Raw genomic sequence first — 23,831 nt, forward strand, 5'->3', positions numbered from 1 at the left:
CCATCTCTCATCATAGAGTGGTTGGGGCCAGATCTTGACTTCGGACATTAAAAATCTTCAATGTGTACAATTGGCTGTTTGTTCAGCCACTAAGTTGAGTTTCGCTACTTGCAACATTTCCCCCATGTTTAGCCTAACTGTAATGTGGTATTTTCAATGAATTTGTTTTATTGAAAGCTATGTTTGTTCCTTTAAAAAGGTCGGAAATTCACGTTCCTCAGTAACTTTACCTTGATGTGTATGATCAATTTAACAATATATCTTACTTTACTTGTTAGTTGAGTTTCGTCTGGTACAATCAGTCAGTTATTCGTGTAAGCGAAACGTTGTAGATTAATTCGAGTGGGAATTGGATGAGAATTTTTAAAGCAAAAAGCCCAGCAGGATTTGCTGAAGAATACATAGTTGAGTCTATTTGGAATGGCGATTTCCCTCCAGGTTCAATTCTACCAGCTGAGAGAGAGCTCTCGGAGTTAATTGGCGTAACAAGAACTACATTACGCGAAGTGTTACAGCGTTTAGCGCGAGACGGTTGGCTAACTATTCAGCACGGTAAACCAACAAAGGTGAATAACTTTTGGGAAACGTCGGGCTTGAATATATTAGAAACGTTAGCACGTTTAGACGAAGATAAAATGCCTGAGCTGACAGATCAGTTGTTGTCTGCTCGTACTAATATAAGTGCTATTTACACCCGTGCTGCAATTAAGCTTAATCCTGAACGTGTCATTGAAATTTTATCATTAAGCCACGAACTTGAAGATACTGCACAAGCCTTTGCTGATTACGACTATAAAGTGCACCACGAATTAGCCGTTGCAGGGAATAACCGAATTTACGTTTTAATTTTAAATGGTTTTAGAGGGTTTTATTCTAAAATTGGTTGCCATTACTTTTCAGATCCGGGTACCCGCGAGCTTGCCCGCCAGTTTTATAAAGATTTAACTGTATTAGCGCAAAATAATGAGCACGATGGTGCAATTTCTATGATGCGTAAATATGGTCATCAAACGGGTGAAATTTGGCAAAAAATTCGTGGTGATATGCCGTCGGATATAATGGACTAAACATTTAAAAAAACCTGCATTTGCAGGTTTTTTTGTATTTGCGGTGTTTTAATTTTTATTCGGTATTTTCTATTTGATTCTTTCTATTCGGTATTTTCGATTGCTTACATCGGTAAATACGATTGTCTTTTTCAAATATTTATATTTAATATACAAAACAATTATATGTTGGTGCTATTGGTTTTTAAATTTTAGCGCCCATATATGTACCAGCATTGCGAAAGCAATTGAAAACAAACTCAAAATATTTGGAGAATAAAATGGGTGTATTAGTAGGCCGCCAGGCACCAGACTTTACCGCTGCAGCAGTTTTAGGTAATGGTGAAATTGTAGATAGCTACAATCTACACGAAACAATTAAAGGTAAAAAAGCTGTAATCTTCTTTTACCCATTAGATTTCACGTTTGTATGTCCTTCTGAACTTATTGCATTTGATAAGCGTTTTGAAGAGTTTAAAAAGCGCGGCGTTGAAGTAATTGGTGTTTCTATCGATTCACAATTCTCTCACAATGCATGGCGTAACACGCCTGTAGCTGACGGCGGTATTGGTAAAGTACAATACGCACTTGTTGCAGACGTTAAACACGAAATTTGTAAAGCATACGACGTTGAACATCCAGAAGCGGGTGTTGCATTTCGAGGTTCGTTCTTAATCGACGAAGAAGGTAACGTACGTCACCAAGTAGTGAACGATTTACCACTAGGTCGTAACATCGACGAAATGATCCGTATGGTTGACGCACTTGCATTCCACAGCGAAAACGGTGAAGTATGTCCTGCTGGTTGGACTGAAGGTAAAAAAGGTATGGATGCAAGCCCTGAAGGTGTTGCTAAGTTCCTATCTGAAAACGAAGGCGAGCTATAATTTAGCCCTTTTTTTTAAATAAAAAAACCGCCAGTTGGCGGTTTTTTTAATTATGTAGCGTTTAGAAAGAAAAGCTCACTTTAGTATAAATATAACGACCGCGAGGGTTATGAACACCTGACGCATAGCCGTATAAATCAGAATCACCGTCACCAATTGCAAATGGTGGCTCTTCATCAAATAAGTTATTAATACCTAACGATACTTTTGCTGCATCAGAAACACGGTAAGACGTTTGTAAGTCAACCAGTGTTTGCGAATCAACCATACGCGACGTATTGGTGTCAAAATCTAAGTTACCATCGAAATCGATATCTGGCGTATCTTCAAACTCACCAACATAGCTAATGTTTAAGTTAGTGTTAAACGCGCCCATTTCCCAGTTAGTTGAGAAGATAAAGCGGTGCTCTGGGTACCCATATTCGCCGGTGTAATCACGACCATCTTTTTCAAATTTATCTTGGTATGCCCATTCTAAATTGAATTTTAATAAGCCTAAATCGTCAAGCGAGTGATTGTAGTTTGTTGAAATATCTACGCCCGATACTTCTTGCGATGATACGTTTTCAAAGGTACTGAATATTTTTTGAATTGTGCCGAGTGCATCACCACCATTGGGTGCTAAACGAACACACACGGTGCTGTTTTGGTTATTACACTCAGAGGCGTAAATAGGCCCAAATTCTTGCTCGTCAATTTTGTTATCTTGTGTGATGCTCCACACGTCTACGCTTAAACCAAACTCTGCTGTTGGTGCCCAAATAAAGCCAACGTTCCATGATTCAGACTCTTCTGGTTGTAGATCTGGGTTACCTGCAAACTCAATGTTGTAATCAAGAGCGCTACAGTCTTTACCCGTTGCCTGACAGCGGTAGGTGTCTACAAAAAACTGACTTTCTTGAGATGGACCTAAACCAACTTGTGCAAGAGACGGAGCTCTAAAGCCTTGAGCCCATGAACCACGAACCGTAATTTCATCGGTTGGTGCCCAACGAAGTGCCACTTTTGGATTGGTAGTCGTACCAAAGTCACTGTAGTCATCGTAACGACCTGCCAGTTGCAGTTCTAGGGTTTCTGCAAGTGGAATTGAAAACTCAACATACGCGGCGTACTGGTCTCTGTTTGCTGATGCCGATACAGATTCAGTACCAAATATTAAACCACGTTGGAATTGGTCATCTGGAATATCACTAACGTCTTCTTCGCGGTATTCAATACCTGCAGCCATCATCACAACATCATCACCAAAGCTAAATGCTTCACCAGTGATGTTTGCGTCAAATGAAGTCATATGCGATTCGCCACGACGAACAAGGCTGGTGGTAATTCTGTCTACAACAGCCGGATCGTTGTAAGTGCCACCGAATGGGTTGTAGTTACCTGCGTCAATTTCTTGTTGTAAGAAATCTGTACGAACCCAACCTTGCGAACGGTCGCCGGTTTGAATTGATTTACTCCGCCCTTTTTGTACTGCTGTTTCCCAGCTCCAGTCGTTAATTTCGCCTTTTAAGCCTGCCACAATACGCATTGTGTCTGATTCAATATCCCATTGGCGTGCACCTGCATCGACAGTACGGTAGCGGCCAATTTCGATGTCTTGTCCAAAAGGATTATTTGGATGATTTGCTGGTACCGTTAGGCCGGCATCCTCGTCAAGTGGCGTTGGTGCACCGGCTGCAACTGAGGTATTGTGCTGAACGGCCATTTCTAAAAAGCCCGTAATGCCGTTGTCAAAACGATATTCAAATTGCGATATAGCGCCAATACGCTCAGCGGCAGGGGCAATGTAGCCAAATGGACCATAATCAAATAAACAGCTTCCGCTTGCTGTTGCGTTTTCAGCTGGGCAATCTGGGTCAATTGTTTTTACGCCATCAACGTAAAAGTAGCCAGGAAAGCCACGAGAAGAACGGAAATCTTCACCGCCATAAGGTGATTGGTTAGCGGTGCCTAAGCGGCCCATTTCATCTGATGAAAGCGATGTGTTTTTAAAGTAATCAATGATTACCGACGCACTGCTTTTTTCGCTAGTAGTGCCCCATACAACACTTGCAGTTGTCTCTTCATAGTTAGGACCGTCAGTGCCGCCGTAACCTAAGTTTACTTCTACGCCATCGATATCTTTTTTCAAAATAACATTAACAACACCGGCTACGGCATCAGAGCCGTAAATTGCAGATGCACCGTCTTTTAAAATATCGATACGCTCAATAGCCGATACTGGAATGCTGTTTATATCGACAAACGAATTTGTTATACCTTCGGCAAATGCACTAATTGAGACTCTTCGCCCGTTAATAAGCACAAGCGTTGCGTCGGCACCTAGGCCACGCAAACTTACAGCGGCAGCTCCATTTGCCGTTGAATCTTGGTTATTACCACGTGTAGAAAAAGTACCACTGCCTGCTACAGGCATTCTTTCGAGGAGTTGTTGGAGGTTGTCATAACCCATGTTTTCAATATCGGCTTTGCTGATTGACTGCACCGGTGAAGGGCCTTCAATGTCAGAGCGTTTAATACGCGAGCCTGTAACTTCAATGCGTTCTACTTTTTTTGCTTCTTCAGCAGCGTAGGTTGTTGTTGTAAAGCCCGCTGATAGTGAAAGTGTTGCACCAATAATAATACTTGGTGTAAATGCAATTGATTGCTTCATCCTTAAATCCTTGTTGATATGTAATAAGTTTAGTTGCTCAATACCAATCCTTTTAAATTGTTAAATAAATCCCACATTTTATCGGATTGATATAACAAGCGACGACATTAATATCATGTAACTTAAGTGTTAGCAATTAGACCGAAATGTGATTTTAGTATGACTTTTAGTGTGGTTTTGGATGATTTTAAAACAGGTTTTATGCGCTGAAGGAGGTTGAAATAGGCGCATATGCTTTATTCAAGAGATAAAAAATACAGCCTAAATAAGAGTAATAATTAAATTAATTGATTGATGATAAAATTGTAATAAATTATTTATTTCCATATTTAGGGTGAATAATAATCGTGTTGTATATTAATAAAACAAATGGCGATTAGTTTTTTATAAAAAAAACGCCTAACTGAGTTAGGCGCTTTACTTATACTTTGTGCTTCATTAAGCGTTCTTTTTCGCGTGACCAGTCTTTATTTTTACCATCTTCGCGTTTGTCATGCATTTTTTTACCTTTTGCTAAATGAAACTCAAGTTTCACCCAGCATTTTTTCCAATACATGGCTGTTGCGACTAATGAATAGCCGTCACGTTCAGTTGCCCCCACTAAGCGGTCAAGTTCTCGTCTACTTAGTAAAAGCTTTCGGTAACGCATAGGGTCGCAAATAACGTGAGTAGAGGCACTATTTAATGGTTGAATTTGACTACCAAGTAAAAATGCTTCGCCGTTTTTAAGATGTATATAAGTTTCAGAGATATTTACTTTACCAGCTCGGATACTTTTTACTTCCCAGCCTTGTAGTTCGACACCTGCTTCAAACTTATCGTGTAAAAAATACTCATGTCGCGCTTTTTTGTTTAGCGCGATGGTATTACTTGTCGATTTTGATGAATTTTTCTTAGCCATAGTGCCCTATAATATACGTAATGTGAGATGTTTTACATCGATTTTTAGTAATGATTTTAAAAAATTAGATCTAATTTATGCGTCATGAAAGTTTGGGGAAACGAACAAAGCTTGCTAAAATTCGCCCACACATTTGGGAGTGAGTATGCCACAAATAGAAAAAAGTGCGCTGGTTATGTACAGCACTAAAGAAATGTTTGATCTAGTTAATGATGTAGAAGCTTATTCTCAGTTTTTACCAAATTGTTCTGATTCAAAAATTGTTTCGCAACAGCATAATAACATGACCGCGAGTATAGAAATATCCAAGGCGGGTATAAAAAAGTGGTTTACCACCGAAAACACCTTTATAGACGAACAAACCGTGTTGTTAAAACTGGTTGATGGTCCATTTAAAACACTTAAAGGGCGTTGGCATTTTCAAGCATTAGATGCCTATGCATGTAAAGTTTATTTAGAACTTGAATTTGAGTTTTCGAGCAAAATTATTGAACTCGCGTTTGGCAAAATTTTTAATGATGTTGCAAAAAATATGGTCAGTGCTTTTACTTCGCGAGCTAAAGAAGTATACGGAGCGCGAGTATGATCAATATTGAAGTTGTATTTGCTTTACCCACTACAGCTACCTGTTTATCGCTTGAGGTGCAACCAGGCTGCACAGCAGAACAAGCGGTTATTCAGTCGGGTATTATTGAAAAGTGCCCTGAAATAGACGCAAATGCACTGACATTAGGTGTGTGGAATAGAACGGTTAAGGCAAACTACGAATTAAAAGATGGTGACCGTATTGAAATATACCGCCCATTAATTGCAGACCCTAAAGATGCACGAAGAAAACGCGCTGAAAAGGCAAAAGAAGAAGGTCGAGCAAATAAAATAACAGGCGGTCGCCCACTCGAGCGTTAATTTAGGTATAAAAAAAGGTAAGCAATGCTTACCTTTTTACTTTAGCGACAATATTATTGTTCTAAAGGGGTGTTGAAATTTTCTGGCTGGTCGTAGTCACCTGAAAGCGAAACAAGTTTTTCATTTTCAAAGTTAATAACAAGCTCTTTATGTTGTTCGTTTTCACGGCCTTTGTTAAAGCTGTAAACATAACGCCATGTGTTGTTATCAAAAGCATCTGTAGCAATAGGACGGCCTAATACATAAATAACTTGGTCTCGAGTCATGTTTACACGAAGCTTTTCAACATCCGATTGCTCTAAAAAGTTACCTTGAGGGATGTTTATTCTGTATACCCAGCTAGAGCAACCTGCTGCAGAGCTAAGTGTTAAAGCGACGATAAGCCAAAGAGAAAAAGTTTTTAACGACTGCATTGTTTGTTGTGATCCTTATTTTTTATAATCTGCATGATACCGATTAGTCACTGAAGGTAAAACCCTTTTAAGCAATTGTTTTGAGTTAAGGGTATTAAGGTAATATTTTGACCACCAATAATGAAAAAAGTTTACTAACCACAGAGCCAAAAACACACAGACTAGACACTTTATGGCATTTGTATATAGTGCAAACCCGGTTTGGACATTGGTATACCGGAATTACTACAAATGTAGATAAGCGCTTTGCAACGCATCAAGCAGGTAAAGGGGCGAAAAATTTAAAAGGTAAAGGGCCACTTTTACTTATTCATCAACAAGAGGTAGGAACTAAAAGCGAGGCGAGTAAGCTTGAATGCAAAATAAAAAAACTACCCAGAGCGAAAAAAGAGGCTTATGTTTCAGCGTTTAAATCATCAGCAGGGGCCTGAGCAAGCTGCTTAATAAATTGCTCTATCGTGAGCACCGTGTTTATGTACTTAGGTAGGTCGATGTGCTCTGCGGTGTCTTTAGTTGTGTGGTGATGGGGGTCGTGACCCATTCCAAAGTACACGTAAGGTATGTTGTTACGCGCAAATGAGTAATGATCGCTTGCCCTATGCCAATCAATATTTTGTGATTTAATTAGCCGATTCATTTGTTTTGACGAATAGGCCGGTTTGATTGTTATTTTAGTGTTTTTTAAAGCCCAGAACACAGGTTTTAGTTTTTGTTTTAGTGAGTACGATGCTAATGCATACACACGGGCTTTATGTTTTTTTACCCCCAGCATATCTAAATTTATATTCATTAAAACGTTATTAGGATTAAGTGTTTGCGCAAAATGTTTACTGCCATGTAAACCATTCTCTTCTGCGTCGGTTAATACAAATATAAACTCGTAAGGGAATTCTGTATTCTGTAACGAAGATGCCAGATAAAGCAGGGCAGCGACGCCTGTTGCATTATCATTTGCCCCTAAATAATATTTTCCACCGCGTTTTCCCAAATGATCGTAATGGGCAGTAATAATAATTTTTGGATGGGGTGTTGATTGAGCTGGCTTAGCAACAATATTAATACCTTGTATTTGTTCAAAAACGCCTGACTTATAAGTAAATGTTTGCTCACTCACATTTAGGTTAATTTCAGAAAGTCTATTCTGTAAGTATATTCGAGTGTTTACGGCGCCCTCTGTTGCTGTTTTTCGACCCATTAGGTCATTACTGGCTAAATAAGTTAAATCATCAATAAGTTGGGTGTGTAAGGCATTTCCATAACTATTAGCGCACACACTTATTAAAATAAAGCATAAAAAGTATTTAATGGTCATAGCTTTGCTGTTAGTGAACGTAATGTATCTAATTTACTCTCATAGCGTTTTTTGTCATGTAAAAAGTCAGCTTTTTTGCCCGCTTGCTTAAGATGATATGTCGCTTTTTGGGTATTTCCCCATTTAAAATACACGCGAGCTTGGCCAAAGTGGCTTTCGTGCAATGAGGGTGAAAGGCTATAGGCTTTTTTATAATGTGCTAATGCAAGTGTAAAATTAGATTGCTCAAACTCTGTATTACCAAGCGATATATAGTAATAAGGGTTGTTTTGACGCTTGATATGTAATTTGTTTAAGATGTCAGTGCCTAACTGCGAACGGCCTGTTAGCTGATACAAAACAGCCAAGTTACCTTGTGCGGTATTGTTGTTTTGATTAAGCAATATTGCGTGGGTGTAGGCTTTTTCAGCTTCAGTTAAGTAGTTTAATTGTCTAAACAATACGCCTAAATTTCCCCACCCAGCACTAAAATTAGGGTCGGCTTTAACTGCGTGGCTAAAGTAGTTATAAGCCAAATCGTACTGCTTATTAACGAGTGCAATTGCGCCTTTATTGTTATAAAACATGGCTGTAATAGTCTGTCTGCTAATAGGTGTTGTTTTAAAGCGAGCTTGGCGGCTATTAGGGTCAAAGTCTATTGTTAAGCGTTGTTTGCCTTGGTAAACAAATACTGATTGGTTAGAAGGTTCAATTGCGATATCAATACTTAAGTTAATATGACCCGTCAGTAAATTAAACCCATTGTTAAGAGCCCAGTATTCTGGGATATGTACTTTATTAAACCGTGCTTTTATACCTAAATAGTCAGCAAGGCTATACGCTAAAATAGAGAGCGATAAGCAATTTGCATTTAAGTTTTTAAAGGTTTGTGACGCGGTGAGGGTTGCCCCTGATTGATATAAAAGCGAATCATCACCATTTTTAAGTAAAAAGCTCAATATACTGTGTGCCAGCGCTTGGGCAGATTGCTGACTTTTTAAATGGTTTTGTAGCTGCTGCTTGAGATTGTCGCTGAGAGTAAAAATCTCTTCTGGAGATTCTAGAGTATATGACTCAAACGAATTTATTTGGGTCAATTTAACTGGTGGCGGGGTAGGCGGTGTTGAACTGCATGCGCTTAGCGTAAATAGCCCCACCAATATGACCAAAGATTGAAATCGATGGGATTGCATAACCACCTCCAAACAAAAACGTCTTAATAAGTGTAGTCGTAATTTTGCCAAGAGGGGGTACTTAATACCAATTCGCTTTAATATCAAATCCCTCGGGATCATTAATCAAGCGAATTGGTGTAATGCAGGAAGTTTTAACGGTGCTTTTCAAACGTTGCCACTAAGGCATCTAATGTTTGAGCGCTATTTGCTAGGTCACGTATAGCTTGTTCAGTGTTAATTTGTTCACTCATTGCGTTGTCGCTAATTTCGCTAATTTGCTCAATATTACGGCCAACATCGGCAACTACATTACTTTGCTGTTCGGTAGCTGTTGCAATAAGCGTTGCCATGTCATTTATTTGATTAGATGTTTCGCTTATTACATCGAGTAATTCAACTGAGCTTTGCATAGCCCCCACACTTTGCTGTGCTTTATCTTTTGACTGACTAATGTCTTTTACTACGTCATCTGATATTTGGGTAAGCTCCTCAATCATCGACTGAATTTCGTTGGTAGATTGAGAGGTCCGGTTTGCAAGCGCTCTTACTTCATCAGCAACAACAGCAAACCCTCTGCCATGCTCACCAGCACGAGCAGATTCGATTGCCGCATTTAAAGCTAATAAATTTGTTTGCTCTGAAATGCTACGAATTGCATCAATAATACTGGCAATATCCACTGTCTTTTTAGAGAGCAGTGACACTTGCTCTGTTATGCCGTCAATGTCGCTTGCAAGCGCAGAGATAGTTGCCTGGCTTTGCATTACTTGGTTATGGCTTTGCATTGTGTTTTCGCGGCTGCTATCGGTAAGTTTGGCCGCATTGGCAGCGCTTTGAGCAATTTCTTGTACTGTTGCACCCATTTCGTTAATGGCTGCCGCGACAGAAATAGTTTGCTCTTTTTGGCTATCGATTGCTTGAGAATTGCGTTTGGCTTGCTCAAATACATGGTCAGAGCTGCGCTTTATATCGTGGCTTTCTGTGGCAACTTGGCCAATAGCCACTTCAATTTTACTAATAAACTGATTAAACCCTGCACTTAAGTTATTAAGCTCTGCTTGGCTCGATTCGGGTAATCTATACGCTAGGTTTGCGTCGCCAGAACCTAAACGAGAGAATAATTCGCCCATTTTAAATAATGGTGAAGACAACGAGCGCGCTAACAAGTAACTAATTAAGCTGGCAATTAAGGCAATGATTAGGGTAAACGTAAATATTTGCCACTGAAGTGTACTTACGCTTGCAAACACTTCACTTTTTGGAACTTGGGCCACAATAAATAAGTCGGTATTTTCTATCGGGGTTGCTGCTACAAGGATGGCTTGACCATATAGTGTGATTTCTTTTAGCTTAAAGCCGTTTGAGCTTAGTATTTCATTACTAATATTCGCTTCATAAACCGAATCAATATTTGCTTTGGCTACTTTATTTGAGTCTTTGTGTAATTGAATAAGGCCGCTTTTGTCAGCAATATATACAAACCCTGTTTGCTCAATTTTAAATTGTTGCAGTAGTTTTTGCATATCAGTAATGCTTTTAGCTAGCCCTGCTAAACCTTTACCATTCACCTGCTGGTGGTTAATAAACATTTTTACATCATTCACTGACTCTTGATAAATACTGATAGAGTAGGGTTTTCTTGATTCTTTGAATGCAAAAAACCACCCATCGGCTTCATCGTTTTTTAGTACGCGTAAAAAGCCTTCTTGATTCCAGTATTGTGCGGTGTTTCGGTTAGCCCACGATGCTGTGGCTAAGTCGTATTGTTCTACCAAGCGGTTTAGCTCTTTTAAAAGCAGCGCATCGTTATTATTAGTTTGTGCCCATTGTAAAATAAACTCGTTTGATGAAAGTTGCTCTGCAGCACCAATTAGCATATTTATTTCACCACCAATGTGGTTACTAATTGTTTGCAGTTTACCTGGTAGCTCTGACTCAATCATACGTTGTTCTATTATATCTTCAGAACTATATAACGATGTAATGCCAATGAGTGCTGCAACAAAAATAGCGATGCCACTGCCAAGTGCTGTGATTTTTTGAGTAATAGAAAGGTTTTGTATCATTTTATAATAATTTTTTACAACGAAGTAGAATACGATGTTAGCACACAATTTATTTAGAGTTAAATAATGCTATCGGACATAAATTAGAGCTTTTTGTTACTAAGCTATAGGCCATAAAAAAGCCCACACGCAAAGCATGTGAGCTTGGTTTCTAACAAGCGAAACTTAAAGGGTAACGTTAAACAATTTTTTTCATAGCTGACATATAGCCACGTAATTTAGCACCTACTTTTTCAACCGGGTGCTCACGAAGCGCTGTATTAATTTCAATTAACGCTTTATTGTCTACTTGGTTACTTTGCTCACTTAGGCCTTTACCAATTACATCGGTGTCGATGTTTTTCATAAAGTCGGCAAGTAATGGTAAACACGCATGATTGTATAGGTAGCATCCATATTCAGCGGTATCTGAAATAGTACGATTCATTTCAAATAACTTTTTACGCGCAATGGTATTCGCAATTAGCGGTGTTTCGTGAAGTGACTCGTAATATGCTGACTCTTCAATAATGCCTGCCGCTGTCATAGTTTCAAACGCAAGTTCAACACCTGCTTTAACCATCGCAACCATCAAAATACCGTTGTCGAAGAATTCTTGTTCTGAGATTTCTACATCACCAGCGGGTGTTTTTTCAAAATTAGTTTCAGCTGTTTCTGCGCGCCATTTTAGAAGGTTAGCATCATCGTTTGCCCAATCTTCCATCATTACACGTGAAAATGTACCATCGATAATGTCGTCTTGATGCTTATTGTATAGTGGGCGCATAATTACTTTTAGTTCTTCACTAAGTTCAAATGCTTTTACTTTTGCTGGGTTAGATAAACGGTCAAGCATGTTTGTAACACCGCCGTATTTAAGGGCTTCTGTGATCACTTCCCAACCAAATTGAATTAGTTTAGATGCGTAACCTGCATCGATACCCTTTTCAATCATTTTATCAAAACATAAAATAGAACCCGTTTGTAACATGCCACATAAAATAGTTTGTTCACCCATAAGGTCAGATTTAACCTCAGCAATGAATGACGATTTAAGCACGCCTGCGCGGTCACCACCGGTCCCAGCAGCGTAGGCTTTGGCTTGAGCTAGGCCATGACCTTGTGGGTCGTTTTCTGGGTGAACGGCAATAAGTGTTGGTACACCAAAACCACGTTTGTATTCTTCACGTACTTCAGAACCCGGGCATTTAGGTGCAACCATGATGACTGTAATATCTTCGCGAACTTGCATGCCTTCTTCAACAATATTAAAGCCATGTGAGTAAGCAAGTGTAGAGCCTTGCTTCATTAACGGCATGATGGCGTTAACAACTGCTGTGTGTTGTTTATCTGGCGTTAAATTTAGTACTACGTCAGCTGTTGGAATTAGCTCTTGGTAAGTACCTACAGTAAAGCCGTTTTCAGATGCATTTAAAAATGATTGGCGGCGTTCAGCAATAGCTGAATCACGTAACGTGTAAGACACATCTAAACCTGAATCACGCAAGTTAAGGCCTTGGTTTAAGCCTTGTGCGCCACAGCCTACAATAACTAGTTTTTTACCTTTAAGTGCGTTAACACCGTCTGTAAATTCGCTTGCGTCCATAAATTCACATTGCGCTAATTGCGCTAATTGTTCGCGTAAAGGTAAAGTATTAAAGTAATTCGCCATTGTTAGTGTCCTATAAATATGTTTGTTAGATGCGCTGTATTTTGCGCTTGTAAACACCATATTTAAAAATGTCACTTGCGTAAAATGATATATTTGAATTAAAGTATTTCAAAATATGAAATACTGGTGTTGCTATGGAGCATAAGCATTTAAAATATTTTTTAGCTCTGGCTAAAACATTGCACTTTGCTAGGGCAAGTGAGCTTTGTCATGTGAGTGCGCCTACATTAAGTCGTAATATTAAGCACCTAGAAGAAGAGGTGGGTGTTGCGCTATTTATGCGGGATAACCGTAGTGTTAAGTTAACAAAAGAGGGAGAGTCTTTTATTGATTACGCCACTGCCACTCTTGCTAATTGGCAACGCTTCAAAGCTAATGTGAAAGAGCCACAGCAGCATATTTATGGAAAAGTCAGTATTTATTGTTCTGTTACGGCATCTTATAGCTTTTTGCATCAAATTTTGGAGCAACTCAGAGCGCAGCATCAGTATATAGAAATTACCTTAAATACGGGCGACCCTGCGCTTGCTATAAATCGTGTATTAGATGGTCATGAATCTATGGCGATAGCAGCTAAACCCGCTAAATTACCCGCCCAAATTGCTTTTGTAGATATAGGCCATTCACCCTTGGTGCTTATTGGGCCAAAGGTTCAGTGTACGATCACCGAAAAGTTAACATCCTGTAGTGAGGAGCCTGATTACTCAGATCTGGAGTTTATTGTGCCTGAGCAGGGGTTTTCTCGCCAACGCTTAGAGATGTGGTGGCGAAAAAACAATATTCACGGGAAAATTTATGCACAAGTGGCGGGGCATGAGGCAATGGTGTCTATGGTTAGTCTGGGATTTGGGGTCGCAATGGTTCCTAAAATAGTATTAGATAACAGCCCTCTTATAGATAAAGTACAGATACTTACACCAAAAATTCAGGCCCCAGAAGGCTTTGATATTGGCTTGGCGGTTTTAAGAAAAGAGCTCAACGACCCCGCTATTAGTGCTTTATGGAATATTGCACAAACTTTAGACGCAAAAGCGATTTAGATTTATCTACCGTTAAATAAGTTCATAAAATAGTATTATTATGGCTTGCGTAAAGGTTTACTATTACTTAACATTGAATGCTAATAATAAAAATGACGCTTGAGAGTTCTTTATGAATAATGCTGTATCACTTTCTCATTCCGCTCAGTATTTAAAAAAAGCAGTACCTATGATGGTGAAGTACCGTATGCCGGTAACACCTATTAATTATGCTATTTGGTATTGCTATTTTCAGGGTAATAAACCGTCTTTAAACATTGAATTAGATCAAGTTATTTCAGAGCACCAAACATGTACTCAAAGTAAAGCAAAAGAAATATTCGATAAGCATTTAAGTGATGAAGATTTAGCTCTTTTTCAAGAAATGTCGGATAAGTTTCATAATACGGTTGAAAACATTCAGCAAGATATAAGTATTACACTGGGTCACTCTAAAAGCTTTAGCACTTCACTTATTGACTCACAAAACGAAATTAACAGCCTGATAGATACTAACTCTTTTAACGATATTCTTGGTTGTGTAGAGCGCTTGACCGATGAGTCTATTGCTATGCAAGACTCAGCCCGCGAGTTTCAAACAAAGCTATCGGTTGCATATAACGAAATTAAAGATTTAAAAGAAGCGCTTAACCTTTCTAAAGAAGCTGCCGACACAGATCCATTAACCGGTTTTTATAACAGAGGTAAATTTGACTCTGATATATCTGATTTTTGTCGTGAATATTCAGAGCAAACAACTGAAAGTTCACTTGCTGCACTTATTATGTTTGATATTGATCACTTTAAGCGATTTAACGACGATTTTGGCCACCAAAAAGGCGATGAAGTCATTAAGCTAGTGGCAAAAAAAGTAAAAGAAAATTTAACTGAAAAAGCGAAAGTTTATCGCTACGGCGGAGAAGAGTTTTGTATTACCGCCTATTTTGACACCATAAATGACTTAGTTGCTTTTGCAGAGTGTATTCGACTAGAAATTGCGAAACTGGCTATCCGTAAAAAACAAGATGTAAATAACAAGCGTGCTATATCGGCCAGCTTTGGATTAGCTATGTTACGCCCATTTACAAAAAGCTCTGTGTTGGTTGAGCGTGCCGATAGAGCGCTTTATATTGCTAAAACACATGGACGCAACCGAGTTGAAATAGCCCCTGATATATAATCATTACAAGGGGGTTAGACTTTTACTTTGTGTATAAAAAGTGTGAATGATTGTAATTAGCTGCAGATAGTTTTAGGTAACCTTGTTACCATGCGTAAATAAATAACCTTGTGCTCTGATTTACGCTGATGCGGTTTAATTTTTTTCTACTCACCATTCTTAGTTTAAATTTATTGTTCACTTGTTTTACGTTAAATGCCAAGCAAAATACGTACGCGGAACAAGAATACTCAGAGCAGCATGTTCAATCTCACCAGCTAATGTTTAGTATTAACGCTGGTGTGGGTGTTATCACTAATCCTTTGCGTGGTGGCGACAATGTTCCTTTAGTCGTTATTCCTCAAATAGCGTTTTATGCTGAAGAGTGGTTTTTTGACAATGGCCGCTTAGGCTATTCTTTTTTGCAAACTTCTAAGCACCATTTAAACATTATTAGCGAGCTCAATACTGAGTCTCGCTTTTTTATAGATTGGCATCCTAATAATGTGTTTACGCTGCAGGGTAGTAGTTCAGATAGCCCGTTTTATTTGCAGGCAGCAGAGGCCTCTTCAGTAAAAAATATTAATTTAAATGACCTGCATAAACGTCATGTAGCCTTAGATGCAGGACTTGCATATCATTACGTGAATGATCACCATGTATTTTCTGTACAGGTACTGCATGATGTAACAAATGTGTATAACGGTGTTCGCGGTGCATTTCAGTGGCAATACCATACTCAACTAGGGCCTATAAATATTAAGCCATCGTTTGGTTTAAATTATAAATCTGCGGAACTAAATACCTATTACTATGGCCTTAAAGACGGCGAAACTTTATTGGGCGAGGTAGAGGTTGGTAGCAGTTGGCAACCCTATGCAAAAATTGATGCCAAATTCCCCTTAAGCGATGACTATTCTGTTCGTTTTCATTTAGCTTATTATGACTATTCAGCTATAGATGACAGCCCACTTTTAGAGCGTGATTATTCAATGACTGCATTTTTAGGATTAGAACGCACTTTTTAATATGAAATATTTAATGGTCATTTTATTTTTAGCACCACTGCTTATGCCTTATAGCCGTGTGCATGCTGCGTCTTTTACTGTGTCACCTAAAGTATGTGTTATTTCTCACGTTCAGGACTTTTGCGATCTTGATTTAACGTTTGAATGGCAGGGCGATGTGGTAGGTGATGTGTGTATATATGAACAGAGTAAAAAGATACATTGTTGGCAACAACAGCGCGCAGGAGAGTTTAATTATAAAGCGCGTGTTCAGGTCGAAACCATATACTCCTTAATTAATTCAAAATCTGGTGTGTTATTAGCTAAAACACAGGTTGAAGTACAAAGTACTCATGTAAAAAAAAGTAGGCGTCGGCTTCGTTCACCATGGAGCTTTTTTTAATTTAGGAGCAATCAATGCCAAAAATTCTACTTGTTGAAGATGATCTTGGTTTACAACAACTCACAAAAGATTACCTTGAACATAATGGATTAGAAGTCGCAGCTTTAGAACGTGGTGATGAAGTATTTAGTTATTTAGAAAATAATCACGTCGATTTAATGATACTAGATGTTATGTTACCGGGAAAAGATGGATTTAGCGTGTGTCGTCAAGTGCGCGATAAGTTTTCTCTACCAATTTTAATGTTAACAGCTAAAAGCGAAGATTTTGACCAAGTATTGGGTTTAGAACTGGGCGCAGATGATTATGTTATTAAACCCGCTGAACCTCGTGTTTTACTCGCAAGAGTCAATGCACTACTACGCCGTGGTCAAACAGTGACAAAAGCGAGTGAAGAGTTACAGTTTGGTGATTTAATTATTGATAAGACTAGCCGTATAGTGCAACTTTCTGACAAAGAAATAGTGCTAACGTCGCATGAGTTTGAATTACTTTGGTTATTAGCCTCAAATGCAGGTCAAGTGCTTAGTAGAGAGCATGTGCACCAACATATGATCGGTCGCCAATATGATGGGCTTGACCGCACCGTAGACGTTCGTGTGTCGCGTATTCGCAAAAAGCTAGGTGACAACAGCGACAAACCATTTAGAATAAAAACAGTATGGGGGCAAGGCTACTTATTTGTTTCTGATGCGTGGGATCTTTAAACACAAGGTTAATAGGCATTAATGGGAAAGCTGTTTGCAAGTTTATATATTTATATTGTGGTTTCATTGTTCGTTGTTAGCGGCGTTATAGAACAATTATGGCCATATGATGAATCGCAGCAGCACGTCTTTCTCGATGACGAGTTTGGGCAGTCGCTTTGGCTGCTTTCGCAAACACCTGACGGATTAGCAAAATTAAAGGAACACTACAAAAGCCTTGTTATTAGTCGTGCTGATTTAGTGCTACCTCAAGAACAGCAGGTTCAGTTAAATAGTCATCACTACTTATATTTATATGATAAACAGCAGCGTATTATTTGTTACATAACGCTTAATGACAGTGAGCTTTTGCAAGTAGGGCCTATAGGGCTAGATACCCCTGTATCGACTTCGGTATGGCCATACTTATTATTGCTAACTATTGTGGGTATTCCCGTAGGCTTATGGAGCTTTTTACTTTGGCGTGACTTTTCGAAATTACGCAATGCATGCGAAGCGGTTGAAGGTGCTCAAGACTTTCAACTTTCTGACTCCTCTAAATCATTTTTTTTACCAATTACTGAAACACTCAATTTAATGCAGCAACGCATTGGCTTTTTATTAACCGCTCAACAAGAGCTGACTTCGTCGGTTTCTCATGAATTTAGAACCCCCTTAGCTCGCCTAAAGTTTGCAACGGCAATACTCAAAGAGCGTTTGTTAGATGAAAAAAGTGAAGTCTACATTGCAAAAATGAACAGCGACATTAGTGAACTTGAAAGCCTAGTTTCAGAAATGCTCGATTACGCAAAACTAGACTCTCAGCAACCTAGCTTGCAGCCTCTCCCTAGTGATTTGGTTGAGTTAGTAAGAGTAAGCGTTGAAAAGCTTAATTTTGACAAGAAAATTAATTTGTATGAAGTATTGCCAAGTAGCTTAATTTACCAATGTGACCCGCATTTTATGGCGCGTGCTTTTCAAAACTTAATTGGTAATGCAATTAAATACGCCAGCAGCCAGGTTAAAATATCACTCATTACGCAGCATAACGAAATACAGTTTGTAATTGAAGATGATGGCCGAGGCATTGCTGAAATAGAGCGAGAAAACGTATTTAAGCCTTTTACACGGCTCGATAAAAGTAGAGACAAAAAAACAGGTGGATTTGGCCTAGGGTTAGCCATAGTCGCTAAAATTATTGCTTGGCATCAGGGAAGTTATCGTATTGAGTACTCGTCTTTAGGTGGGGCAAAGTTCATCATTAGCTTACCCCTGGAGCAAAACTAAAAGATATGAAAAAAGCGCCAAAAGGCGCTTTTTTGTGGTTAAAACCAAAATCAACAAGTAGCAATTAAATAGACCGTGAATATATAAAATAGTTTCGGATAATTTTATTTTTTTTCTAGCAGCGGCATTAACATTTGCTCCAAGCCATTTAATTTGACCTCATACATCATAGCTAATTGGCTGCCAAGTTTTGAATCTGGAAAGCCTTGCTGCTTAAACCAGACTAAGTAGGGCTCTGGAAGTAATAATAATGGGCGGCCTGAGTATTTTCCAAATGGCATTTTAGTGTTTATGGCAATTTTTAATTGTTCCGGATCCATAGGTTTACTTAGTGGTGTAATAATGATTTGAGTGTAAGGTATTTTAGAGAGATAAAATAGGCTGTGACGGGCAAGAAACAGCCTATTGAGTGAGGGAGTAGGCCCTCTGATTTAAGAATTTTTGTTGGTGTAACCGCCCGACACAATTTTTGTTAGCTGGAGTCTAACTAGATTGTATTTAACATGGGTTATATTTAACCAACGAAGACAGTTTACCTGTTTTTTGCAGGTGTGGTGTATGCACTTGTAAAGGAATGTAAATACAATTGCTTTTTATTTATTTACTAATAAAAAAAATTGTTTTTTTGCCTTTATACACATTAAATACTACTTTTCACCAAACAATTCTTGTTTTACGTGTTCAGCAAAACCACTTCCTGCTTCTAAGTAAAAGTTATAGGTTGAATGAACTCCCATATTTTCAAGTTCTTTTTGTTGGTCTGGGTAGTTTGCAATTGCAGTAACTTGCCCTGTGTAGCCTGACGCTTGAAGCTGCTCTAATGCAAAAATATTTTGCATGTGCTTCGGCATAGCTAACATAACCATTTCAACGTGAGAGTGGTTTACACGTTGCCAAAAATCAGGGTCGGTAGCGTCTGCAATCAGTACTTTACGGCCTCTACTTATATGTTTATCGACAACTTCGGGTTTAATATCAATACCTGCTACTAAATTTGGGTGAGTCATATTAATTGTTTCATATGCACCGGTGCCAATACGGCCCATGCCAAAAATAACAATTTTTGTATCATTAAGGTTTACTGGTAATTCTTCGGCTAGGCGTGTTTTGCTTTCAAACTTGACTAACCAGCTTTCTATTTTTACATATAGCTCATTAGAGCGTTTGTTAAGTGGTGAGGCAATAACAAAGGTAATAGATACCGCAATAGCCATAACGGCTAGCCATTCAGGTGTAATAATACCTGTTGAAGCTGCAACGGCGCACACAATCAAGCCAAATTCACTGTAGTTAGATAAGGTAAATGCGGTAAGTAGCGATGTACGTGCACGCAATTTAAACGCATTGGTAAATACATAATAAAGAATCACTTTAATAGGGAGTACAAAAATAAGCACAATGGCAATAAAGAGCGAATCAAGGGTTAGCTGAGCATTTAAACCAATGCTTAAGAAAAAACCAACAAGTAAAATATCTTTTAAGTTGAGTAATGACTTTGATAACTCGCCCGCTTTTTTATGTGGCGCAAACATCATGCCTATGATTAGCGCACCCAAATCACCTTTGAGACCTGCAAATTCAAATGCGTTATAACCAGCAACAAGCGCAAAAAAGAAGCCAAACAAGGGAAGTAGTTCACCATGTTTAGAGCGGTTAAGCATAAAATACATAATAGGGCGTATTAAAGGCAGGGCAATAATGATAGCTAATGCCCAAATGTTGGGTACTTTACCTGTACTAATTGCTAAAAATATAACCGCAAAAATATCTTGCATTACAAGTATACCAATAGCGATTTTACCGTGTAGGCTTGCCATTTCACCGCGCTCTTCAAGTACTTTTACAGCAAATACTGTGCTTGAAAAGCTAAGAGCAAAGCCGACCAATAAGGCACTCTGCCAACTTAAATCAACAAAAAGAGGCAGAGCAAAAATACCTAATAACAACATAAAACCGCTAAAAATAGCGCTGCTAAAAATAATATGAAGGGTAGCGGGTGCCCACACTTGGGGTTTTATTAAGCTTTTTACTTTAAGTTTTAAGCCAATACTGAACAGCAATAAAGTAACGCCCAATGCGGCAATTGTATCAAGTAGATCTGTGCTTTTGTAACCTGCGAGGTTTAGCGCAAAGCCAGCCAGCAAAAAGCCAATAAGTGGGGGGAGTTTTAATTGATAAACGGCAAAACCACACACAAATGCGGTAGCAAAGTAAATTAGTTCCATAATACTTAAAATTACATCATTTGGTATTGCAGTGTAGCTAAAAACAACGATTAATGAAAATTAAATATACCACTTGAGCTTTGTTTATTTAGTCGCTTTTAGGACTTTGTTTGGATAATAAACGCACAAATTATGCATATTTAACCTTTAAAAGCATTTAAATCCTACTTTTAAACTGACAACGGCTTTTAATTATGGTTAAGATGAGATAACGAAAACATTTAAGTTAGGGCATATTTAAGAGCGGCTCAGCTTAAGGAGAATTATATGTTTAAAAAGATTTTAGCATCGGTTGGTATTGGTGCAGCAAAAGTGGATACTATTTTAGAAACTGAACATCTACAACCAGGACAGCTTTTTAACGCTAATATTGTTATTACAGCAGGTGACGTTAGCCAAGAAATTGCAGGCTTAGATTTATTGCTAATGACCCGCGTAAAAGTAGCTGGTGATGACGGTGATTATTTTACCAACCATGTGATTGATCAATGGCGAATTACAGATTTAGGTAAGTTGGAGCCAGGTGACGTAAAAAGCATACCTTTTGAAGCGCGTCTGCATTCAGAAACACCGATCACTGAAATTAATGCGGGTTACAATCAGTCTCATGTTTGGTTAGAAACTGGGCTGGACATTGATTTAGCATTAGATCCAACAGACAAAGATCATCTTCATATTTACCCAAATGAAGCCGTTAAAACGTGCATGCAGGCAATGGATAAATTAGGTTTTAGTTTATCTAAAGCCGATGTTGAAAAAGGTTTTTTACGTGCCTCTACATTTGCGTCTGTTTCTGGGTGTTACCAAGAGCTTGAATATAAACCTAACAGCAGAAGCTTGTTTGGGATTCAAGAAATCGAGTTGTCATTTGTGCCAGAAGCACATAAAACTCACGTTTTAATTGAGCTTGACCGTGCATTTAGAGGCGATGGATATATTGATGTAACCATTGAGCATGACCATGTGAATCTGTCTCAGTTATGTGATCAGTTAGAGCGTTTATTTGCTTAACGCTTAGCATAGCGTTAAGCGGTGAATATAATTTTTATTGTTCATTTTAGTATTATAGCGATATCAAACCCAGCTTTAGCTGGGTTTTTGTTTAAGGATTGCCATGCATTTTAACTGTGAGCCATTTGAAAATCTGACCCCCCATACTTTGTTTGCAATTATGAGAGGTCGTGTAGACGTATTTGTTGTAGAACAAAATTGCCCTTACCCTGAGTTAGACGATGTTGATATTTTTAAAACAACTCAGCATATCTATACCTTGGATAATATGCAGTTAATGAGCTATGCCCGTTGCTATGAGAAAAATGACCAGTACAGTGCAATTGGGCGTGTTTTAGTTAACGATCAGCACCGAGGTAAGGGGATTGCGAATAAGCTGGTTGAAAAGGCAATAGCGTGTTGTACATTGCACTGGCCCGAACGCGATATAGTGATAGGTGCGCAAACCTACTTGTTAGATTTTTATCGTTCATTTGGTTTTAAGTGTATAGGGGAGGCCTACTTAGAAGACGGTATACCTCACCAGGATATGCTGCTAACAATTGAAAAGCTCAAAACGTAAAAGACGGTATACCTCACCAGGATATGCTGCTAACAATTGAAAAGCTCAAAACGTAATGTTGTGAGTCACTATAAAAAAGCCCAAAAAGTGGGCTTTTTTATAGTGTGTTGCTAGCTTAATATTGAATGCACGAACACGGCGCCTATAACAATAGGGCAAACAAATTTGGTGTACCAAGGCCATACTTTCCAAAATAAGCTGTTGTGTACTTCTGGGTTACCTTCTTGAATAGCTTGTAATAATGAGTTTCTGTACCAAATCCAACCTACAAAAATACAACACATTAAGCCAAGCAAAGGCTGTGCAACTTTTGTTGTTAAAGTAATTACCAAGCCAAATAAGGTGCCTAGGTTACATACAATCGTAATACTAACGACGGCTATTAAGACGCCGATTAACCATGTAGCTTGAATTCGCTTCATCGCAAAGCGTTCAACGGTATAAGATACAGGGGCTTCTAGCATTGAAATAGAGGACGTTAGCGCTGCTATGCTCATCAGGGCAAAAAATGCAAAGCCAACAAATAAACCTACACTGCCCATGCCATCAAATAAAGCGGGAAGTACCTGAAATACCAAAGTATCTTCTGAGAGTAACTTGCCGCTGGCTGAAAATATCTCAACGCCCTGAGCTTGAGCTACATACATAGCTGGAATAATAAGTAAACCAGCAACAAACGCGATAAACACATCAATTAATGTTACGTATGCACCTAGAGACACTAGGTTTTCTTTTTTACTAATATACGAGCCGTATATAATCATAACGCTTGTACCAAGTGATAATGAGAAAAAGGCTTGGCCTAAGGCGCTAACAATTAACTGGGTGTCAAAAATAGATGAAAAGTCAGGTAGCAAGTAGGCTTTTAACCCTTCCATTGCACCCTCTTGTGTCATTACATAAGCAATTAATAAAAATAAAATGCCCAATAAAGCCGGCATCAAGCGCTTTGACCATTTTTCGATACCGTTTTCAACACCACGGCTAATGATTGCTATCGTTAAAACAATAAAAACAAGGGTAAATATAATGTTGCGAGTGAGTGACTGTTCGCTTAGCCACAAAGATGCAGCGTCTGCTCCAGCCAAGGTAGCAATAGGTTGGGCTGTTGCACTGAGCATCCAGCCGGCAACAATAGCATAAAAACTAAGTATAAAGCCGGCACATAAAATACCCCCAAAGCCGACAATAAATGCAAAGTGTTTTTGCCAAGGTTTATTGGACACTTTAGTTAAAGAAACCACGGCGTTGGCTTGGCCGTGTCGACCAATCATTAATTCGGCCATTAGCGCAGGATAAGCCAAAAAGAAAGCTAACACTAAATAGGCAACCAAAAATGCGGCACCGCCATTACTGGCTGTTTGTGTGGGAAAGCCCCATATATTGCCCAAACCTACGGCAGAACCGGCGGCGGCCATAATAAATCCAAAGCGAGAACTAAACTCGCCTCTAACTGCGCTCATATTATTATACTTCTCTGTTT

General features: G+C 38.8%; 23 protein-coding genes. 13 read left to right on the forward strand and 10 right to left on the reverse strand.

Annotated elements, in window-relative coordinates; translation table 11 throughout:
- Positions 1 to 353 precede the first annotated feature (353 nt).
- Positions 354 to 1,067: a fatty acid metabolism transcriptional regulator FadR gene (gene fadR, locus KZZ04_RS08565; protein WP_006793939.1), complete on the forward strand. Its 714-nt coding sequence runs from the start codon at positions 354 to 356 to the stop codon at positions 1,065 to 1,067.
- Positions 1,068 to 1,327: 260 nt separating this feature from the next.
- A complete protein-coding gene (locus tag KZZ04_RS08570; RefSeq protein WP_006793938.1) occupies positions 1,328 to 1,933 on the forward strand; it encodes a peroxiredoxin in 606 nt (201 codons plus the stop codon).
- A gap of 61 nt (positions 1,934 to 1,994) precedes the next feature.
- Here KZZ04_RS08570 and KZZ04_RS08575 read toward each other — a convergent pair whose 3' ends face one another.
- Both KZZ04_RS08575 and smpB read right to left on the reverse strand, forming a co-directional pair.
- Positions 1,995 to 4,586: a TonB-dependent receptor gene (locus KZZ04_RS08575; protein ID WP_138527438.1), complete on the reverse strand. Its 2,592-nt coding sequence runs from the start codon at positions 4,584 to 4,586 to the stop codon at positions 1,995 to 1,997.
- A 421-nt stretch (positions 4,587 to 5,007) separates the two neighbouring features.
- Positions 5,008 to 5,487 (reverse strand): SsrA-binding protein SmpB, encoded by a 480-nt coding sequence (smpB, locus tag KZZ04_RS08580; protein ID WP_006793936.1) that lies wholly within the window; start codon positions 5,485 to 5,487, stop codon positions 5,008 to 5,010.
- Positions 5,488 to 5,632: 145 nt separating this feature from the next.
- Between smpB and KZZ04_RS08585 the strand changes: the two genes are divergently transcribed.
- Positions 5,633 to 6,073: an SRPBCC family protein gene (locus KZZ04_RS08585; protein WP_058404802.1), complete on the forward strand. Its 441-nt coding sequence runs from the start codon at positions 5,633 to 5,635 to the stop codon at positions 6,071 to 6,073.
- Positions 6,070 to 6,393: an RnfH family protein gene (locus KZZ04_RS08590; RefSeq protein WP_138527437.1), complete on the forward strand. Its 324-nt coding sequence runs from the start codon at positions 6,070 to 6,072 to the stop codon at positions 6,391 to 6,393. The genes KZZ04_RS08585 and KZZ04_RS08590 overlap by 4 nt, the downstream gene beginning before the upstream one ends.
- A gap of 53 nt (positions 6,394 to 6,446) precedes the next feature.
- Here the strand turns inward: KZZ04_RS08590 and KZZ04_RS08595 are convergent, their stop codons facing one another.
- Entirely contained in the window at positions 6,447 to 6,806 is a 360-nt protein-coding gene (locus tag KZZ04_RS08595) for an outer membrane protein assembly factor BamE (protein ID WP_006793933.1), read from the reverse strand.
- Between the two features lie 107 nt (positions 6,807 to 6,913).
- On the opposite strand from KZZ04_RS08595, the gene KZZ04_RS08600 reads away from it, so the two are divergent.
- Complete coding sequence (locus tag KZZ04_RS08600) at positions 6,914 to 7,237, forward strand: GIY-YIG nuclease family protein (RefSeq protein WP_219422424.1); 324 nt, start codon at positions 6,914 to 6,916, stop codon at positions 7,235 to 7,237.
- Here KZZ04_RS08600 and KZZ04_RS08605 read toward each other — a convergent pair.
- The 4 genes from KZZ04_RS08605 to ilvC form a co-directional block, all read right to left on the reverse strand.
- Entirely contained in the window at positions 7,201 to 8,118 is a 918-nt protein-coding gene (locus KZZ04_RS08605) for a M20/M25/M40 family metallo-hydrolase (RefSeq protein ID WP_219422427.1), read from the reverse strand. The two genes, KZZ04_RS08600 and KZZ04_RS08605, sit on opposite strands and share 37 nt — an antisense overlap.
- Complete coding sequence (locus tag KZZ04_RS08610; RefSeq protein WP_219422429.1) at positions 8,115 to 9,290, reverse strand: tetratricopeptide repeat protein; 1,176 nt, start codon at positions 9,288 to 9,290, stop codon at positions 8,115 to 8,117. The genes KZZ04_RS08605 and KZZ04_RS08610 overlap by 4 nt, the downstream gene beginning before the upstream one ends.
- A gap of 134 nt (positions 9,291 to 9,424) precedes the next feature.
- Positions 9,425 to 11,338 (reverse strand): methyl-accepting chemotaxis protein, encoded by a 1,914-nt coding sequence (locus KZZ04_RS08615; RefSeq protein ID WP_219422430.1) that lies wholly within the window; start codon positions 11,336 to 11,338, stop codon positions 9,425 to 9,427.
- 178 nt (positions 11,339 to 11,516) lie between these two features.
- On the reverse strand, positions 11,517 to 12,989 hold the full coding sequence (gene ilvC, locus KZZ04_RS08620) for a ketol-acid reductoisomerase (protein WP_219422431.1): 1,473 nt from the start codon (positions 12,987 to 12,989) through the stop codon (positions 11,517 to 11,519).
- Positions 12,990 to 13,123: 134 nt separating this feature from the next.
- On the opposite strand from ilvC, the gene ilvY reads away from it, so the two are divergent.
- From ilvY to KZZ04_RS08650, 6 genes are all read left to right on the forward strand, one after another.
- A complete protein-coding gene (ilvY, locus tag KZZ04_RS08625; RefSeq protein WP_219422433.1) occupies positions 13,124 to 14,029 on the forward strand; it encodes an HTH-type transcriptional activator IlvY in 906 nt (301 codons plus the stop codon).
- A 112-nt stretch (positions 14,030 to 14,141) separates the two neighbouring features.
- Complete coding sequence (locus tag KZZ04_RS08630) at positions 14,142 to 15,188, forward strand: GGDEF domain-containing protein (RefSeq protein WP_219422435.1); 1,047 nt, start codon at positions 14,142 to 14,144, stop codon at positions 15,186 to 15,188.
- Positions 15,189 to 15,448: 260 nt separating this feature from the next.
- A complete protein-coding gene (locus tag KZZ04_RS08635; protein ID WP_257903591.1) occupies positions 15,449 to 16,195 on the forward strand; it encodes a MipA/OmpV family protein in 747 nt (248 codons plus the stop codon).
- Between the two features lie 13 nt (positions 16,196 to 16,208).
- The gene (locus KZZ04_RS08640) at positions 16,209 to 16,577 is read left to right on the forward strand and encodes a DUF3019 domain-containing protein (protein ID WP_058404811.1); all 369 of its coding nucleotides are present in this window, start codon (positions 16,209 to 16,211) and stop codon (positions 16,575 to 16,577) included.
- Between the two features lie 14 nt (positions 16,578 to 16,591).
- The gene (locus KZZ04_RS08645) at positions 16,592 to 17,284 is read left to right on the forward strand and encodes a response regulator (RefSeq protein ID WP_058404796.1); all 693 of its coding nucleotides are present in this window, start codon (positions 16,592 to 16,594) and stop codon (positions 17,282 to 17,284) included.
- Positions 17,285 to 17,305: 21 nt separating this feature from the next.
- Positions 17,306 to 18,550, forward strand: a complete 1,245-nt coding sequence (locus KZZ04_RS08650; protein WP_219422438.1) for an ATP-binding protein — start codon at positions 17,306 to 17,308, stop codon at positions 18,548 to 18,550.
- Positions 18,551 to 18,654: 104 nt separating this feature from the next.
- Here the strand turns inward: KZZ04_RS08650 and KZZ04_RS08655 are convergent, their stop codons facing one another.
- Positions 18,655 to 18,870, reverse strand: a complete 216-nt coding sequence (locus KZZ04_RS08655; RefSeq protein ID WP_006793920.1) for a DUF3820 family protein — start codon at positions 18,868 to 18,870, stop codon at positions 18,655 to 18,657.
- A 327-nt stretch (positions 18,871 to 19,197) separates the two neighbouring features.
- Positions 19,198 to 20,775 carry a cation:proton antiporter family protein gene (locus tag KZZ04_RS08660; RefSeq protein ID WP_058404794.1) on the reverse strand — a complete coding sequence of 526 codons (1,578 nt, stop codon included), beginning with the start codon at positions 20,773 to 20,775 and terminating at the stop codon, positions 19,198 to 19,200.
- Between the two features lie 267 nt (positions 20,776 to 21,042).
- On the opposite strand from KZZ04_RS08660, the gene KZZ04_RS08665 reads away from it, so the two are divergent.
- Entirely contained in the window at positions 21,043 to 21,786 is a 744-nt protein-coding gene (locus tag KZZ04_RS08665; RefSeq protein WP_138527427.1) for a sporulation protein, read from the forward strand.
- A gap of 103 nt (positions 21,787 to 21,889) precedes the next feature.
- Positions 21,890 to 22,348, forward strand: coding sequence for a GNAT family N-acetyltransferase (locus tag KZZ04_RS08670; protein ID WP_138527426.1), 459 nt, complete (start codon positions 21,890 to 21,892; stop codon positions 22,346 to 22,348).
- A gap of 110 nt (positions 22,349 to 22,458) precedes the next feature.
- On the opposite strand, the gene KZZ04_RS08675 is transcribed toward KZZ04_RS08670, so the two are convergent.
- Positions 22,459 to 23,811, reverse strand: coding sequence for a sodium-dependent transporter (locus tag KZZ04_RS08675; RefSeq protein WP_219422440.1), 1,353 nt, complete (start codon positions 23,809 to 23,811; stop codon positions 22,459 to 22,461).
- Positions 23,812 to 23,831: the final 20 nt, after the last annotated feature.

It is taken from the genome of Pseudoalteromonas sp. CR1 (assembly GCF_019392235.1).
Lineage (GTDB): Bacteria > Pseudomonadota > Gammaproteobacteria > Enterobacterales > Alteromonadaceae > Pseudoalteromonas.

Coding starts and splice junctions, on each gene's coding strand:
- fadR (WP_006793939.1), top strand. CDS start 354: ATGAGAATTTTTAAAGCAAAAAGCCCAGCAGGATTTGCTGAAGAATAC.
- KZZ04_RS08570 (WP_006793938.1), top strand. CDS start 1,328: ATGGGTGTATTAGTAGGCCGCCAGGCACCAGACTTTACCGCTGCAGCA.
- KZZ04_RS08575 (WP_138527438.1), bottom strand. CDS start 4,586: ATGAAGCAATCAATTGCATTTACACCAAGTATTATTATTGGTGCAACA.
- smpB (WP_006793936.1), bottom strand. CDS start 5,487: ATGGCTAAGAAAAATTCATCAAAATCGACAAGTAATACCATCGCGCTA.
- KZZ04_RS08585 (WP_058404802.1), top strand. CDS start 5,633: ATGCCACAAATAGAAAAAAGTGCGCTGGTTATGTACAGCACTAAAGAA.
- KZZ04_RS08590 (WP_138527437.1), top strand. CDS start 6,070: ATGATCAATATTGAAGTTGTATTTGCTTTACCCACTACAGCTACCTGT.
- KZZ04_RS08595 (WP_006793933.1), bottom strand. CDS start 6,806: ATGCAGTCGTTAAAAACTTTTTCTCTTTGGCTTATCGTCGCTTTAACA.
- KZZ04_RS08605 (WP_219422427.1), bottom strand. CDS start 8,118: ATGACCATTAAATACTTTTTATGCTTTATTTTAATAAGTGTGTGCGCT.
- KZZ04_RS08610 (WP_219422429.1), bottom strand. CDS start 9,290: ATGCAATCCCATCGATTTCAATCTTTGGTCATATTGGTGGGGCTATTT.
- KZZ04_RS08615 (WP_219422430.1), bottom strand. CDS start 11,338: ATGATACAAAACCTTTCTATTACTCAAAAAATCACAGCACTTGGCAGT.
- ilvC (WP_219422431.1), bottom strand. CDS start 12,989: ATGGCGAATTACTTTAATACTTTACCTTTACGCGAACAATTAGCGCAA.
- ilvY (WP_219422433.1), top strand. CDS start 13,124: ATGGAGCATAAGCATTTAAAATATTTTTTAGCTCTGGCTAAAACATTG.
- KZZ04_RS08630 (WP_219422435.1), top strand. CDS start 14,142: ATGAATAATGCTGTATCACTTTCTCATTCCGCTCAGTATTTAAAAAAA.
- KZZ04_RS08635 (WP_257903591.1), top strand. CDS start 15,449: ATGTTTAGTATTAACGCTGGTGTGGGTGTTATCACTAATCCTTTGCGT.
- KZZ04_RS08640 (WP_058404811.1), top strand. CDS start 16,209: ATGGTCATTTTATTTTTAGCACCACTGCTTATGCCTTATAGCCGTGTG.
- KZZ04_RS08645 (WP_058404796.1), top strand. CDS start 16,592: ATGCCAAAAATTCTACTTGTTGAAGATGATCTTGGTTTACAACAACTC.
- KZZ04_RS08650 (WP_219422438.1), top strand. CDS start 17,306: ATGGGAAAGCTGTTTGCAAGTTTATATATTTATATTGTGGTTTCATTG.
- KZZ04_RS08655 (WP_006793920.1), bottom strand. CDS start 18,870: ATGGATCCGGAACAATTAAAAATTGCCATAAACACTAAAATGCCATTT.
- KZZ04_RS08660 (WP_058404794.1), bottom strand. CDS start 20,775: ATGGAACTAATTTACTTTGCTACCGCATTTGTGTGTGGTTTTGCCGTT.
- KZZ04_RS08665 (WP_138527427.1), top strand. CDS start 21,043: ATGTTTAAAAAGATTTTAGCATCGGTTGGTATTGGTGCAGCAAAAGTG.
- KZZ04_RS08670 (WP_138527426.1), top strand. CDS start 21,890: ATGCATTTTAACTGTGAGCCATTTGAAAATCTGACCCCCCATACTTTG.
- KZZ04_RS08675 (WP_219422440.1), bottom strand. CDS start 23,811: ATGAGCGCAGTTAGAGGCGAGTTTAGTTCTCGCTTTGGATTTATTATG.